This window comes from Picosynechococcus sp. NKBG15041c, from assembly GCF_055380235.1.
The window spans coordinates 2,029,195-2,045,269 of the sequence record NZ_AP040363.1 but is presented as its reverse complement, the minus strand read 5'-3'; the positions used below and the strand labels follow the sequence as shown (position 1 = coordinate 2,045,269).

The following is a 16,075-nucleotide window of genomic DNA, read 5'->3' as shown; positions in this document are numbered from 1 at the left end:
TTTAGAAAAATCTGCATTACCGCTATGCCTGCTACTTTTAATCTTTCGCCCCTAATCCGCATTACCCTACTGAGTCTATATCTTTCGCTGACGCTTCCGATTCCATTCCTAGCCGCAGTCACCCAGGCCCCGGTGCCGCCGAATCTCCTCTGGGCAGGGTTAGGCTTGGGAGGACTTTTTCTTTATGGGGCTCTCAGCGAAAAGGTGTATCTGGACGAAACCGGGATTACCGTCACCTATCCGACCTGGTTTCGCTGGCTGACCCGCAAAGGCTGGTCGCTGCCCTGGGAAAAAATCGACCAACTGAAAATGCGCACCACTGGCCAGGGGGGTTTGGTCTATTATTTCGTCACCCCAGAACGCGATCGCGCTTATTTACTGCCAATGCGGGTGGCCGGCTTTGGGAAGATGGTGGGCCTCATTGAAAGCCAGACGAATCTTGATACCAGGGATGTGCGCCCCCTGTCCCAACCCTGGATGTACATGATTTTGCTGGGATTTACCCTCCTGCTGTTGCTTGTGGACGGTTGGGCGATCGCCACTGCCTTAACCTGGGCATAAAGCGTTAAAATCAGGGTTCTGTTTCGGGACTTGGGCGACGAAAAAAGAATGTATTTGCAAACCCTGCACCTCCGTAATTTTCGCAACTACCACCATCAGCAGGTTGATTTTTCCGCCCAAAAAACGATCCTGATCGGCAACAATGCCCAGGGGAAATCGAACCTCCTTGAAGCCGTCGAACTCTTGGCCAGCCTCAAAACTCACCGCACCAGCCGCGACGCCGATCTTGTGCACCAGGGAGAAATCACAGCCAGCATCCAAGCTTCCATTGACCGGGCCTATGGCAGCGTCGAATTTGACCTGTTGCTGCGGCGGCAGGGGGGCAGAACCCTCAAGCGCAATGGTGAAACCCTGCGGCGGCAATTGGATGGCCTGGGTACTTTGAATGCCGTGGAGTTTTCCTGTCTTGATTTAGATTTAGTACGGGGCGGCCCCGACTGTCGTCGCCAGTGGGTCGATAACCTGTTAGTACAGCTTGAACCCCTCTATGCTCGGATTTTGCAGGACTATCAACAGGTCCTCAAACAGCGCAATGCCCTGTTAAAAACCCTCAAGAAACTCCACCGGGATCAGGTGGCGATTCCCCATGATTTAAGCCAACAACTGTCCCTCTGGGATCTACAATTAGCGGCCACCGGCTCCCGTGTGACCCGCAGGCGATCGCGTGGTTTAGCCAGACTCATTCCCCTGGCCCAGGCCTGGCACCGAGACATTAGCAACCAAGCCGAAACCCTAGAAATTACCTACTGTCCAAACATCCCCTGGGTGCAGGATGATCCGCACCATGTACAACAAGCCTGCCTCGAGAAAATTGAACAACGCCGCCAGGCAGAGCAATACCAAGGCAGTAGCATGGTCGGCCCCCACCGCGACGAAATTGAATTTACGATCAACGGCACTCCAGCCCGTTTCTATGGCTCCCAAGGGCAACAGCGGACCCTTGTTCTCGCCCTGAAATTGGCAGAGTTGCAACTGATTGAAACCATCATTGGCGAGCCCCCCCTCTTGCTTCTCGATGATGTCCTTGCTGAATTAGACCCTTTCCGACAAAATCAACTGCTCGACACTATCCAAACCCGTTTTCAAACCCTGATCACCACTACCCACCTCAATTCCTTTGGGGCAAACTGGTTAAACCACGCCCAAATTTTGACAGTAAATCAGGGGATGCTCCGGCCCTATGTTCGTCCTTTTTCAGAAACCTATGGCCCTTGAAGGGGGAGAGCTCTGTCTCTAGCGGGTGACAATCCTAGAGATTTGATCATAATGTAAGAATATTTGCTCGTTTTGGTGTGAGCCGCCCATGATTGCCAATCCCTCTAATTCCCCAAGCTTCAATGTGGACAATGTCACCCCTTTGCCCCAGGGGGGAGCTTCGGTGCCCATTTCTGTGTACAAGCAACTCGCCAAGGAACTGAAAGAGACCCAAGCAGAAATTGCATCGCTCCAGACAGAAAATCGGCAACTCCGGGCCCATAACCGCACTTTACATCAGCAGGTCCACCAGGTCGTGCAGTCCACAGAACGCCTCAAGCAGATGGTCAGCCGCCATGATTTTGGGATTCAACCCTTGCCCCCAGCAACTGCGGCACACCGTCAGCCCAAGGCGAAGTCTCCCACTCCGCAACTCACCGTTGTACCTATGCCCCCTGAAGCGCAGCGGTTTACAACATTACAGCCAGAAATCTTTGCAAGTGAGACGGAATTAGATCCAGGCATTAATGCCTGGGTGCTATTGGTGGCGGCGATCGCCATTATTTTTACGGCATTTGGGGCGGGATACATGGTAGTTTTACCTCTGCTGAACAATCACAACGGGCCATCTCGCTAAGGTGGGGCTGGTCATTTTTTAAAACATAATGGCAACGATTCAAGCTTTACGAGGAACAAAGGATATTTTTGCGCCGGAAATCGCCTACTGGCAACAGGTAGAAGCGGTGGTCCGGGATTGCCTGGGCCGGGCGATGTACCAGGAGATTCGCACCCCAATTTTTGAGCAAACAAATTTGTTTGAACGAGGCATTGGTGAGGCGACGGATGTGGTCAGCAAGGAGATGTATTCTTTTACGGACCGGGGCGATCGCCCGATCACCCTGCGGCCAGAGGGAACCGCCGGGGCAGTGCGGGCCTACATTGAACGAAAACTCTTTGCCCAGGGGGGAACCCAGCGGCTTTGGTATACGGGGCCGATGTTCCGCTATGAAAGACCCCAGGCGGGCCGCCAACGGCAGTTTCACCAGGTAGGGGTAGAAGTCCTCGGTAGTGCTGACCCCCGCGCCGATGTGGAGGTGATTGCGATCGCCACGGAAATTTTGCAAAAACTCGGGCTGAAAAATCTCACTCTACAACTAAACTCGGTGGGCAATGGGGGCGATCGCCAAAATTATCGTGAGGCTTTAGTAAACTATCTCAGGCCGTTTAAGGCTGACCTAGACGCCGATTCCCAAGACCGTTTAGAACGAAATCCAATGCGGATTTTGGACAGTAAAGATCAAAAAACCCAAGAAATTGCCCAGAATGCCCCCAGCATCTTGGATTATCTCGGCGACGCATCCAAACGTCACTTCGATCAGGTGCAAGCTTCCCTCACAGCTCTGGGGATTGATTACACCCTAAATCCTTGCCTAGTACGGGGTCTAGACTACTATACCCACACCGCCTTTGAAATCCAATCTAGCGATCTCGGCGCCCAGGCCACAGTCTGCGGCGGCGGCCGTTACGATGGCCTCGTGGCAGAACTCGGCGGCCCGGAAACCCCGGCGGTGGGTTGGGCGATCGGCTTAGAGCGACTGGTGATTTTGCTGCAACAATTGTCCGCAGTCCCCCCACAAAATCTCGATTTTTACCTCGTCTCCAAGGGCGAAAAAGCAGAACAAAATGCGGTGATTTTGGCCCATAAATTACGTTTTGCCGGATTTTCGGTAGAGCTCGATCTCAGTGGCAGTGCCTTCGGTAAACAGTTTAAGCGGGCCGACCGCAGTGGGGCGATCGCCTGCCTCGTACTGGGTGAAGAAGAAGCCGAAAACCAGCAGGTGCAACTGAAATGGCTCCAAACCAAAGCCCAAGAAACCCTGGCCCAGGCCGATCTTTTGGGGAACATTGACCAGTGGCGCACCAAAATTCAGCAAATTAGATCTTAAAGCGAGCAGGAGTGAATCGGTGATGGTGCATTGGGAGTTTCTACTGCAGAAAAAAGGCGATCGCCGTTGGGAGATCCCCAAAACAGCGACCCTCAACCTTGCCGTCGGGGAGTACCGCATTGCCGCCAAGGGCGCTGCCCAAATAGAAATCCACTGCGAAATCACCGCTCCCCAAGGGCAAACCAAGCGCCGAAAAACGACTAATCACCAGGGTCTTTTGGCAATTATGCCCTTTCGTCGGCTTGAGATTGGTCAATGGTGTATTATCTGCCGCAGCCTTGATCCGGCGAATCCTTGGGAAAAAAGCCTGAGGCTCCAAGTTGCTGCCCCAGCGCCTATTTTCCAGCCCTTGCCCCTACCCCCTACCCCAGATCTGCTGTCCTTTGAGACAGATTTTTCCCTTACCGGAGAACCCCGCCCCCCGAAGACAACCCAAAAGGTGTTGGATGACTCCCTTGCGCAGTTGCTAGGCACAACTGCGCCACCCACTGCCGCAGCGCCTGCCCTCGACCCAGTGCCGCCCCCGGCGATAGAGCCAGCGCCCCCTGTCGTGGACAATCCTGAAACCCTCCTACAAAATTCCCTCGCCGAATTGGATGACTTACTCCAAGAAGAACTAGAGCCTATTTGGGAAAGCCCAGCACAAACCCCAACCCCCCCACCGGAGATCTCTGCGGTATCTCTTCCTTGTCATTTTCAGTTAGCCCAAACGATTTACAGTTGGCATGGGCCCCAAGACATTATTCTCCAGGGGGAAATCCATGGGAGCGTAGCCACTCCCACCGCTGCGGGGATTTTGACTGTATCCCTGCGAGATCCTGAAAGTGCCACGGTGGTTGCGACGGAAACCCAGGCGATCGCCCTTGGTTCATTCCCCCAGTCCTTTGTCCAAAGCATTACCCCACCTGCATTGGGGCAAGCCTTAGTTCTCCTAGGAGAGCTGACCCTCAATAGCCAAACGGGGGAACTCTTAGGGGCACAAACTTTTAGCCTAGTGGCAGACTATCAGGCGATCGCCGCCCGCCTCGAACCCCAAGAAACGGCCACTCTAAGCTCCCCCAACCCTGTGACTCCAAGCAAACCTTTGAAATTGCCCATACCAGAGGTGAGCGCTACGCCCCGTAAACCGGCCCCAGCAGAGCCATCGATCCTCCCGCCAAAATTAAAATCTCCAGGGAAAAAAACCAGCCCAGGCCTCGATCTGCCCAATTTTGTCTCAGCTCCGTCCCCTGTGCCAGAACCCCCAGGGGAGGCGATCGCCCCGGAAATGAGTGACCCTCCTTCCTTAACCGAACAACCAGAAGTTCCCCAAGCACCAGAATCCCCAGACCTACCAACGCGCCCGGGTAGCTTCCTCGATGACCTACCTGAACCCACCGCCCCCCCAGAGTCCCCAGGGGAATCCCTCGACCCCGATCCAGCTGCAGACTTAGATTGGAATTCCCGCTTTTTTACCCGCCTTAATGCCCTGGTGAGTGAGGGGAACGATTCCCATTGGTTGGTGAGCCATCCACCGGCTCCCCCAAAACCCATGGAAATAGAAGCAGCAAAAGAAACTGAACTTTCATCTGAAGCGCCGACAGCTGAAACCGACATGGCTAAAACTAAGGCGGGAGCGGCTCCAACTCCTGGGGCCAAGCCTTTTCCCCGCCTAGAAATTGTTGTCGATAGTCTTTGGGATGAAATAATGGAAAGCCCGGAGGTGGTTTCAGACAATGGGGAGAGGCCAGAGGTGCTTGAGCTCAGTTCCCCAGAAGCATCCGCACCGACGGAAAGCGAGAACAAGCCGGATTTTTCAATTGTCCCGGAGCCCCAACTCTTGCTTGATAAAGCGAATTATCAAGTGGGCGAAATCGCCAGGGTTCAGGTCACTTTGCCCAGTGCTGGTGATCGTCTTTATGTAAAGTTATGGTTGCGTGATCGACAAACCCGGGAACTTTTGGCCGGGCCATTCCAACTGACTGACTTTACCCCCAAATTAGGGGGGCAATTCCAAGGCCAGCAAATGTTACCCCTGCCCCCCGGGACTCTGGAAGTGCGCTTTGAGGCGATCGCCATCGACCCCCGCTCCCAACAGGAGAGCCGTCGGGCCACTTTTGATTGTCGAGTTCTACCCGATCTCGCTGCTGACACCATCGATTGGCAAGCCCTCGAGGCGGAAGACTGACTCCTCTTTCTCGGTGATGCCCTATGGTCAGGTTATCCCGGTGGTCAATCTCTGGGGCAGATACAGGCGCGGAGGGCTGACCTTTAGGACAAGGGACAATATTTTTAGGAAAGAATCAATGCAAAAACCATTTTTAATCATTACCGGATCGATTGTTGCCCTGGCTGTTTTAGGCACAGGTGCTCTTTTGGCCACGGAAAATTGGCTAGGAAAACGGTTAACCCAAGACCTGGAAACAGAGCTCACGGCGGCGACGGGGGTTGAGGCGGCGGTGAGACAAACCGATGTGCGCCTCTTGCAACAACAGGTGGTGTTCAATGACTTGAGCTTTGATAATGTGCCGGGGTTTACGGGGGAAAATCTCCTGACTATCCGGCAAATTCAACTGACACAACCGAGTCTCCAGGGGAAGCCGCTCCAGGTGGCGATCGCTAACCTCGAAGGCGTGGTGGTCAATATCGAAGGGGATTTAAATGATCTGCCCGATCCCCGCATGATTGGCGCTCTCCCAAATGTTAATTTGGCTCAACTGCTCGAACAGTGGGTCGACCAGGGACAGGCCACGGCTACCGATGCCAATGGTCAGCCCATCACCACCTTCGAAGTGGATCAATTAACCGTTGAAAACATTCAGGTAAATTTAAATTTGACCGTGCCTTGGCAAGGGCAGGCGATCGCCCACACGATTACCGTGCCCAATGTCACTTTAACGAATGTCAACAACCTCAACATCAGCGAACAGCTAGCCGATCGCCTCGGCCCAGCCCTGACCGAAGAATTATCTTTATTCTTTATGGAAGAAATCTTGCCCGCCTCCCTGCAATATATCCAAGAATCTTTCCCCGGGGGATTGGATCTTTCGGGATTGGAGTTACCGGAAGAGGTCACCCTACCGGAACAGGTATTGTCTCCCCGTTCTTAGCGACGGACAAAAAATCCACCACCGGGGGAACAAATCAAATCCCACGGCCTTCTCTCCCTTAAACGAAAGGCGATTTCGGCTAAAAATTTCCGTTATCCTTAACGGTGGACAGGCGATCGCCCAATCATGCCCTGACGATTATTCCAACATTATTTCCGGTGTGAGGATTTTTATGGCTCAGCAGCTCCCATCAGGTCAAGCTCCTAGAAAAAAAAGATACCAAGCTTGGTTGAAGCGTAGCCAAGCCGCTCTTTTATCCCTTGGGCTGGGGAGTATGACCCCTCTTATGCTGAGTACCGCTCAAGCCCAAGCTCAAGCCCAACTCAATGAGTATTGCCGCCTCAGTCCCCAGGCGATCGCCCAAAAAGATCAACTCCGCACCGCTGCCATCGAGGGCAATGCTACGGCCCAGAGCCAATACCAAGCGCTCGTGCAACAACATAACAATCAACTCAACAGCTGTCGCCAACGCAATTGGCCCAGGCAGCAAGCGATGTGGCTGCGGGTCTATCCCTGTGATACCCAAGCCGGCGTGATTGAACAAATCCTTGATGATATTGTCAACAAAGGCTATAACCACCTCTATTTGGAAGTTTTTGCTGACGGGCAAGTGTTGTTGCCCAGGAGCCAGAACAATACTCCCTGGCCCTCCCGCATTTCTACCCCTGGCCTTGAAAACCGTGATTTCATGGCAGAGATTATCGAAAAAGGGAGAGCTCGGGGTCTCAAGGTCTATGCTTGGCTCTTTGGGATGAACTATGGCTTTGTCTATAGCAACCGGGCAGATCGCCAGAATGCAATGGCCCGCAATGGCTACGGTGAAACTAGCCTACAGTTTGTCGAGAATGGCTCTGAGGCATTTATTGACCCCTACAGCCCCCAGGCGATCGCCGACTACCAAAACCTGATTAACCAGATGCTCCAGCGGCAACCAGACGGCATCCTATTTGACTACATCCGCTATCCTCGGGGTACCGGTACTCGCTCCGTTGCTGCCTCCATTGCAGACCTGTGGGTGTATGGCCCAGCCTCTGCCCAAGCGCTCTACAACCGTGCCCAAAATCGTCAGGGCTTGGCCCTCATCGAAACCTATCTGCGCCAAGGCAGAATCACCGTCGGCGAAGTGGCCGCAGTTCTGGCCCAATATCCCACCGAAGGAACCCCCCGTTGGCAGGGAAGACAAGTACCTGCCGATGAGCCTGGGGTCGATGTCAGCACCCTCCACCGTCGCCTCGAAAATGACCTTTGGATTCTCAGTGTGAGCCATGCGGCCCAAGGTGTTGTCGATTTCGTCGATACAGCAGCGACCCAGGCTCGTAGCCGAAATACAACCTCAGGTGCTGTTTTTTTTCCGGGAGGGAATCAACCTGTGGGCCAACGGGGGTTTGATTCGCGTCTCCAACCCTGGGATAAATTTCCGGCTTCGATGGAATGGCATCCCATGGCCTATGCAGTTTGTGGTAATACCAATTGCATCATGGAAGAAATTAACCGCGTGCGGCAGTTTGCTTCCCCGGGCACAAAAATTATTCCGGCTCTGGCTGGGGACTGGGAACGGCCCCACACCGGTCGCCCTCCCCTGCGGGACCAAATGGCAGCACTGCGGGCCAGGTTTCCAGAGATCGATACCGTGAGTCATTTTGCTTATTCTTGGCAAGAACCACAGTTTGATAATGACCGCAGGTTTTGCCGCCTTTGATCACTGGAGCCGGCTAATTCGAAGCTATATTTGGAGATTCATTGCGCAGCAGCAATGGTCAGTCAGGAAGCATTCCACAATGGAGTGAATGATCGCCTAGCTGTTGTTTCCCGCTGGCTTCCCCCTGCAATGGTTTTGTCATCTATTTCGATGCTGCGTGCCCATTTTTCTTTCCATAACCCGGTACCCTGGTGGAAGCAATTGGTGGTGACCATCGCCTATTTTTGTGCCGCTTTGTTTTCCCATAACTTCACGGTTTATCCCGAAACAGGTTCGACCCCCATCTGGATTCCGGGGGGTCTGGCGGTTGGTTTTTTAGTGATTTGGGGACGGCCTGTTTGGTGGGGCGTTTTGGGGGGGATTTTCGGGGCAGAATTAGTGATCTACCAAGCTTGGTTGGCCTTACCAAACTTGGTGATGGCTCTCAGTATTACGGCGATCGCCACCGCCGGAAAAATTGTCGCAGCCCGTTGGTTCCAAGCTCAGAACCACCAGCAATATCTTTTCGATCAACACAAGCGGACGCAGAATTTTATTCTCTATGGTTGCATTCTCAGTCACATCCCCGTGGCGATCGCCTGCGCGGCGATCGTCTGCCTGGCCGGAAAAGCAGACTGGTCACTCTACCCCGAAATTGCGGGCACTTGGTTTTTGAGCGATGGTTTTGGCATCCTCATTTTTGCGCCCCTGATCATTGCAATCCAGCACCGCCATCAAATCTTCCTTCAACATCTCCGACACCATTGGTTTGCGGCCCTCAGTCTTCTCATCCTCACCGCCGGAATCAGCCACCTGATTATCAATGGCTACCACGGCGAATATCTCCTTGCCCCTATTCTGGTGTGGACAACGTTTCAATTTCGAGAAGTGGGAGCGACCCTGCTGATGGCATCAATTGTCCTGATGGTCGCCATCAGCACGGTACAAGGTTACGGCACCTTCGTCGGTGAATCTCTCCGCAACTCTCTGCTGCTCTCACAATTTTTCATCGCCTGCATCGGGCTCATGACCCTCACATTGATCGCCGTCTTGAATGAAAAGCAGCAGGCCAAGGCAGAGCTCAAGGCCACTAACCAAACCCTAGCCCTGCAAAACCAACGACTAGAAGAACTCTCGGCCCAAAAAGAACTTGCCTACCGCCAACGGGAGCATCTCCTGGTCAAATATAACCAAGCCCTCAAACGACAACTGAACCTGATCCAAGCGAAAAAAGCCGCTGAAATGGCCGCCCAGGAAAAAAATCAATTTTTAGCAAATATGAGCCATGAGATCCGCACACCCATGAATGGGGTCATTGGCGTCGCCCATTTGCTGTCAATCATGGATTTAGACGAAGAGCAGGCAGAATTGGTTGCGATCATCGAAGATAGCGGCAAAACACTCCTCAACATTATCAACGACATCTTAGACTTTCTCCGGGTCGAATCGGGAAGCCTCCGCCTGGAAGAGCGTTCTTTTTCTCTCCCGGAGCTTTTGAAATCTGTTTTGACCCTGCTCAAAGTTCAGGCGGAGAAAAAAGGAATCGCCTTGGAATATCGGATAGACAGTGATTTACCTGATTTTTTCCTGGGGGACGATCTGCGACTCAGGCAAATCCTCTTCAATCTGCTGGGCAATGGCTTGAAATTTACGGAATCAGGTTCGGTGCAGTTGGTTGTGAGTAGCTATGCGGTTTCACCACTCCCCGGAGCCGATGCAGAATTGGGTTTTGCCATTATCGACACAGGGATCGGCATCCAAGGGGAGCAACTCCAGCAGCTTTTTCAACCCTTTACCCAGGCGAATGCGTCGATTAGTCGGCGTTATGGGGGCAGTGGTCTGGGCTTGGCGATCGCCAAACGACTTGTGAATATCATGGGCGGCAAAATTTGGGTACTCAGTAATGGCCAATTAGCGGGGGATCCCCCGTCCTCTTGGTTTGACCCAGGGGCGATCGTCCCAGAAAGTTATGGCTCGGCCTTTTATTTCACCTTATCCAGTCGCCCTGACCCATCCCAAAATTAACCTAAATCCGCTGGATCAGGGGGGCGGCCCCCAAGAGTTTTTGGGTATAGGGATGTTGGGGATTGTTGAAAATCTCGACGGTGGGACCAATCTCCACAATTTTGCCCTGGTTCATCACGGCAATGCGATCGCACAAAAATTTCGCCACCCACAGATCATGGGTAATAAACAGATAGGTGAGGTCAAATTCTGCCTTGAGAGTTTGCATCAGATCCAATACCTGGGCCTGAATACTGGCATCGAGCATACTGACCGGTTCATCACAGATTACCAGGCGCGGCTCGGTGATCAAGGCCCTGGCAATGCCCACCCGTTGCTGCTGCCCCCCCGACAGTTGCCGGGGATAACGGGCGTAATATTCTTCGGCAGGCGTTAAACCAACTTTTTCCAGCATTTGCAGCACCTTGTCTTTCACCGCTGGCCCCGTCGCCAATTGGTGGATGTGGAGCGGGTCGCCGATATTTTCCCCCACGGTCATCAAGGGATTGAGAGAGGCGTGGGGATCTTGGAAGATCATCTGTAAATGTCGCCGTTGCGATCGCATCTGGGCTACAGAAAGTTGATTTAATTCTTTGCCCTCAAATAGCACTTTGCCCCCGGTGGGTCTAACCAGTTGCAAAATTGTCCGGGAGAGGGTGGATTTACCACAGCCCGATTCCCCCACGAGGCCAAGGATCTCGCCCGCATAAATATCGAGATCAATGCCATCGACGGCGCGGATCACCTGGGTTTTTTGGCCAGTGATCAGCTGTTGAAACAGGTTGCTCTCTAGGATGTAGTGCTGTTCCAAATTTTCAAGGGAGAGGATCGGCCGCTTTTCTGGATTCTGGGAGATTTCTTGATCGCTGTGGAGGTGGAGGGCTGCTTTGAGGAGAGCTTGGGTGTAGGGATGCTGCGGGTCATTGAAGATTTGCTGGACGGGGCCGGTTTCGACGATTTCCCCCTGATACATGACGGCGATGTCGGTGCAATATTCTGCCACCATGGCGAGGTCATGGGAAATCAGCAACAGGCCCATATCCCGTTCGGCGCAGAGGCGGGTCAGTTCCTGGAGAATTTCGTTGGCGACGGTGACATCAAGGCTGGTGGTGGGTTCATCGGCGATGATGAATTTTGGATCTAGCAGTAGGGCGAGGGCGATCGCCACCCGTTGGCGCATACCGCCACTAAATTCGTGGGGATACTGATCCCAGCGATTTTCAGGAATGCGCACAGCGGCGAGGGTTTCGAGGGCTTTTTGTTTAGCGGCCTGGGCGCTGAGGTCGGGGCGATGGCAACGGAGGGTTTCGAGGCAGTGGTTGCCGATGGTCATCAAGGGATCAAGCCTAGTCATCGGGTCTTGGAAAATTAGCCCCACCACTTCCCCCCGGTAATGGCGCAGGGCCTCGCCTTGCAAATTTAAGATGGGTTGTTCCTGGAAGGTGGCTCCCCCAGTCACTTGGGAACCCCTGGGTAGCAGTTTCAGTAGGGCGCGGCCGATGGTGGATTTCCCGCAGCCCGATTCGCCCACGAGGCCGAGGCGATCGCCTTGATTGACTTGAAAAGACACCCCGGCGACAGCCCATTGTAAATCTGTACCCTGGGCGGGATAGGCGATGCGGAGATCTTGAACCTGGAGTAGAGACGTGGTCATAGGGGGGCAACGGGGGAACACTGACCCTCTGATTTTAAAGGGATTTCTGGCCCTGCCAAGTATTTCTCAAGATAAACAGTATATTTTTAGAGACAGTTCCAATGGCTACTATGCGATCGCTTTATTTCCTTGTCCCCGGTGTCAGCAAAAAATTTGCCAGCGGTGGCCTCTTTGCCGAAATCAAAACCTGCGAACTGGCCCAGCAACTGCAATCGGCCCATTTAGTCACCTATCGGGAAACAGCCTCCGACCATCTATATTTACCGGATGTGTTGGCCCAGGTGCGCCCCCAGGAGGCGATTTTCGTGATCAGTTGGGGGTTTGATATTCCCAAGTTGGTCAAACAACTGCGATCGCACCATGTGGTTTACCATGCCCACAGTACTGGCTATGGTTTTCAGTTGCCCAGTCACATTCCCATTTGGGCCGTGAGCCACAATTCCCTCGGCTATTGGGGCCAAAAGGCACCGAACAATCCTTTGTTTTATCTACCCAATCAAATTTCCCCAGAGTTTCAAAATTTGCACCAAGAACGGGATATCGATGTGCTGGTGCAGACCCGCAAAACCTCCAGCTATGTGCTCCAGCAACTGGTACCCTACCTCCAAGGAAAGTGCCGGGTAGAAGTGGTGAGTTCCTTTGTGCCGGATTTAGCACAGCTGTTCAATCGCAGTAAAATTTATCTCTATGATTCGGCGGAATATTGGCTCAATAATGCTGTCAGTGAAGGGTTTGGTCTGCCCCCCCTAGAGGCGATCGCCTGTGGTTGCCAGCTTTTTAGCAGCGTTAATGGTGCCTTGGCAGACTACCTCGACCCTGGGTTTAACTGTCAAAAGATCAGCACCTATTGTGTCGAATACGACGGCGATCGCCTTTTAGCAGCCCTGGAAAATCCTCCGGCGAATTTCACCACCGAAGCTCTGCTGCAGCCACACCGCGCCGAAACGATCCTGCCCCGCTTTGCCACGATCTTGCAGGAGGTCAACCGTTTCTTCGATTACCAAGCCCAATACCCAGCCAATATCCAGCTCCAACGTAAAAACCCCCTCCTTGTGCACTTAAAATTAGCTCTACGCCAAAAGCTCGCCCAATTCCGTACCTGAATGCAATGACCCATGGCCTCGACTAATACACTTTCCCTATCCGTAGTTTTAATCAACCATGACTATCGCCAGAACGATTTGCCTTGGCTTTCTAAGTGCCATTTTGCTGGGCGCTTTATTGTTAACACTGCCCTTGTCGACTACTTCAGGGGAATGGAATAGCCCTCTGGTTGCCCTATTTACCTCTACCTCCGCAGTTTGTGTGACGGGTCTGATTGTGGTCGACACCGGCACCGTTTTTTCCCATTTTGGCCAAGGAGTCATTCTCCTGCTGATTCAAGTGGGCGGGCTGGGTTACATGACCCTATCTACTTTCCTGATGCTACTTCTTGGCCGGAGGTTTGCCCTCAATCAACGCTTTGCCATCAAAGAATCCTTTGACCAACCCTACAACCAAGGGACGCGCAATCTAATCCGCTCGATCATTGCGACGACGATGTTAGGGGAGTTAACCGGCATAATTCTACTTTTTGGCAGATTTAGCCAGGATTTTAACCCCCTCGAAGGGCTTTGGTTGGCCATTTTTCACAGCATCAGTGCCTGGAATAATGCCGGATTTAGCTTATTTTCAGACAGTTTAGTTGGTTATCAACATTCTCTACTGGTGAGTGGGGCAATCTCTGGGCTAATTATTTTTGGGGGCATTGGCTATGAAGCGATTATCGAGATGTACCTCTGGCTGCGGCACCGTTGGCTCCGGAAGCGGCGTCCCTTCGCGTTCTCGCTCAATTTTTCGGTGGTGACGACGACAACTCTCTGGCTTTTGGGAGTAGGGACGGTTGCCTTTTTATTTGTGGAATGGTCAAATCCGGATACCTTTGCCGGGATGAGTTGGGGTGAAAAGGCGATCGCCGCTTGGTTCCAATCTGTGACCACCCGCACCGCTGGCTTCAATAGTATCGACATCGGCAAAATGACAACGGCCGGGCTATTCATCACGATGGGCTTAATGTTTATCGGGGCTAGCCCCAGTGGTACAGGGGGAGGAATCAAAACAACCACCCTGAGTATTTTGGCCAGTTGTACAAAAACTGTTTTGCTCGGCCATCACCATGTAATTCTCTTTCGCCGCGAAATTATGCAGACGATTGTCTTCAAGGCGATCGCCGTTGTTTTCGGTTCCGTGACCTTGATTACCATTGCCACGGCGGTCATTTCCATCTGTAACCCAGAAATCGAACTGATTGCCATCCTGTTTGAAGTCATTTCTGCCTTTGCCACCGTCGGCCTCTCCACAGGGATTACAGCCAGCATTTCACCCATTGGTCAAATGACCCTTATTTTCACAATGTACTGCGGGCGGGTCGGGGTTTTACTGCTGATGTCCGCAATTCTTGGGGAAGTAGCCCCCCGGCGGGTCAGTTATCCCGAAGAAAATTTACTTGTGGGATAATGCCAGCAAACATCAGCGATCATCGAGCAACCCTTTGGGTTTTGGAGTAGACATAAACGGTGAATTTACGTAATTGGAATTTTCTGTTTCAGGGTTTCCGGCGCGAAGAAAACCGCCAGTTTGCCGTCATTGGCCTGGGACGATTTGGACGCGCGGTTTGTATGAAATTGCACAGCATGGGCTATGAAGTTCTGGGGACGGATGTGAATCCGAAACTGGTGGCCCAGGTGACTTCTGACAAGATCGTCTCCCATGCAATGCAATTGGATTCGACGGAAGTTACGGCCCTGCGTCAGGCGGGAGTTTTTGAATTTGATACGGTGATTGTGGCGATCGGTAATTATCTCCAAGAGAGTATCGTTACCACCCTTAATGTGAAGGAAGGAGGCGTCGGCCATGTGGTTGCCAAGGCATCTTCGGAGGTCCATGGGAAGCTGCTAAAGCGGGTAGGTGCCGATCGCATTGTTTATCCAGAGGCGGAGGCGGGGGCTTCCCTGGCGCTGACTCTGACCAAGCCTTCAATTTTGGATCGTTTTAACATCGACGGCGAACACAGCATTGTGGAGATTAAAATTCCAGAAATTTTCCATGGTAAGACCATTTCGGAGCTTTCTCTCCGGGCAAACTATGGGGTGAACGTGCTGGCGGTGGGCAATGAGGATCATTTTGAAATTAATCCTGGCCCAGAACGCCGTCTCGACAAGGATCTGATGATGATGGTGATCGGCACTAATGAGGCGATCTACCGTCTGCCTTTGTCTTAGCTTTTGTCGGCCATGGTTAAACCCTACCAAACGATTCCAATTCAACCCCAAGAAGATCCTCTGATCCCGATTCCGGCGAATCTGTTTCCTCGGGTAACGCCCCACCCCTATGTGGCGGCAGGGGCAGATTATGGGGGGCGATCGCCTTATTTTTTGCGCCGCCGGGTGTTGACAAAACTGATCGAGGCCCAAGATCTATTGCAGCGCTCTCGCCCAGACTTGCAACTCCAAATTTTTGATGCCTATCGCCCGATCGCCGTACAGCAATTTATGGTGAACTACACATTTGCACAGCTCAAGGGCGATCGCCATCTGACCCCCCTAGAGACAAAAGAATTATGGCAACAGGTTTATCAATTTTGGGCCGTACCGAGTGAAGATCCGGCCACCCCGCCGCCCCACAGTACGGGGGCAGCGATCGATTTAACCCTCATCACCCGTAATGGTGAGCCTGTCCCCATGGGGGGCGATATTGATGACATCGGCGATTATTCCTACCCCGATTTTTATCAAATGTCCCCCAATCCCATCGAGCAGCGATACCACAGCAATCGACAACTGCTCAGACAAGCGATGGAACAGGCAGGTTTTGTGATTCACCCCAACGAATGGTGGCATTTTTCCTATGGTGACCAGCTCTGGGCCTGGCAAACCCATCAGGCGATCGCCCACTACGGTAGAATTTAGGA

At 52.8% G+C, this 16,075-nt stretch carries 13 protein-coding genes; 12 read left to right on the top strand and 1 reads right to left on the bottom strand.

Annotated elements, in window-relative coordinates:
• The first annotated feature begins 24 nt into the window (after positions 1-24).
• The 8 genes from ACZ45B_RS09810 to ACZ45B_RS09775 all read left to right on the top strand — a co-directional run bounded on the left by ACZ45B_RS09810 (position 25) and on the right by ACZ45B_RS09775 (position 10,493).
• Entirely contained in the window at positions 25-561 is a 537-nt protein-coding gene (locus tag ACZ45B_RS09810) for a hypothetical protein (protein ID WP_024546423.1), read from the top strand.
• A gap of 48 nt (positions 562-609) precedes the next feature.
• Positions 610-1,776, top strand: a complete 1,167-nt coding sequence (gene recF, locus ACZ45B_RS09805) for a DNA replication/repair protein RecF (RefSeq protein ID WP_024546422.1) — start codon at positions 610-612, stop codon at positions 1,774-1,776.
• A gap of 88 nt (positions 1,777-1,864) precedes the next feature.
• Positions 1,865-2,392: a bZIP transcription factor gene (locus ACZ45B_RS09800; RefSeq protein WP_024546421.1), complete on the top strand. Its 528-nt coding sequence runs from the start codon at positions 1,865-1,867 to the stop codon at positions 2,390-2,392.
• Between the two features lie 28 nt (positions 2,393-2,420).
• Positions 2,421-3,701 carry a histidine--tRNA ligase gene (hisS, locus tag ACZ45B_RS09795; RefSeq protein WP_024546420.1) on the top strand — a complete coding sequence of 427 codons (1,281 nt, stop codon included), beginning with the start codon at positions 2,421-2,423 and terminating at the stop codon, positions 3,699-3,701.
• A 22-nt stretch (positions 3,702-3,723) separates the two neighbouring features.
• On the top strand, positions 3,724-5,868 hold the full coding sequence (locus ACZ45B_RS09790; RefSeq protein ID WP_464674862.1) for a hypothetical protein: 2,145 nt from the start codon (positions 3,724-3,726) through the stop codon (positions 5,866-5,868).
• 118 nt (positions 5,869-5,986) lie between these two features.
• Complete coding sequence (locus tag ACZ45B_RS09785; RefSeq protein ID WP_024546417.1) at positions 5,987-6,790, top strand: AsmA family protein; 804 nt, start codon at positions 5,987-5,989, stop codon at positions 6,788-6,790.
• A gap of 172 nt (positions 6,791-6,962) precedes the next feature.
• On the top strand, positions 6,963-8,489 hold the full coding sequence (locus ACZ45B_RS09780) for a family 10 glycosylhydrolase (protein ID WP_024546416.1): 1,527 nt from the start codon (positions 6,963-6,965) through the stop codon (positions 8,487-8,489).
• 54 nt (positions 8,490-8,543) lie between these two features.
• The gene (locus ACZ45B_RS09775) at positions 8,544-10,493 is read left to right on the top strand and encodes an MASE1 domain-containing protein (protein WP_464674861.1); all 1,950 of its coding nucleotides are present in this window, start codon (positions 8,544-8,546) and stop codon (positions 10,491-10,493) included.
• Between the two features lies 1 nt (position 10,494).
• On the opposite strand, the gene ACZ45B_RS09770 is transcribed toward ACZ45B_RS09775, so the two are convergent.
• On the bottom strand, positions 10,495-12,126 hold the full coding sequence (locus ACZ45B_RS09770; protein WP_024546414.1) for a dipeptide ABC transporter ATP-binding protein: 1,632 nt from the start codon (positions 12,124-12,126) through the stop codon (positions 10,495-10,497).
• Positions 12,127-12,236: 110 nt separating this feature from the next.
• Here ACZ45B_RS09770 and ACZ45B_RS09765 point away from each other — a divergent pair, with 110 nt between their 5' ends.
• The 4 genes from ACZ45B_RS09765 to ACZ45B_RS09750 are packed head-to-tail and all read left to right on the top strand — an operon-like array spanning position 12,237 to position 16,073.
• Entirely contained in the window at positions 12,237-13,229 is a 993-nt protein-coding gene (locus ACZ45B_RS09765) for a glycosyltransferase (protein ID WP_024546413.1), read from the top strand.
• Positions 13,230-13,287: 58 nt separating this feature from the next.
• Positions 13,288-14,622, top strand: a complete 1,335-nt coding sequence (locus tag ACZ45B_RS09760) for a TrkH family potassium uptake protein (RefSeq protein ID WP_024546412.1) — start codon at positions 13,288-13,290, stop codon at positions 14,620-14,622.
• A 59-nt stretch (positions 14,623-14,681) separates the two neighbouring features.
• On the top strand, positions 14,682-15,386 hold the full coding sequence (locus tag ACZ45B_RS09755; protein WP_024546411.1) for a potassium channel family protein: 705 nt from the start codon (positions 14,682-14,684) through the stop codon (positions 15,384-15,386).
• Positions 15,387-15,398: 12 nt separating this feature from the next.
• Positions 15,399-16,073: a M15 family metallopeptidase gene (locus ACZ45B_RS09750; RefSeq protein ID WP_024546410.1), complete on the top strand. Its 675-nt coding sequence runs from the start codon at positions 15,399-15,401 to the stop codon at positions 16,071-16,073.
• Positions 16,074-16,075: the final 2 nt, after the last annotated feature.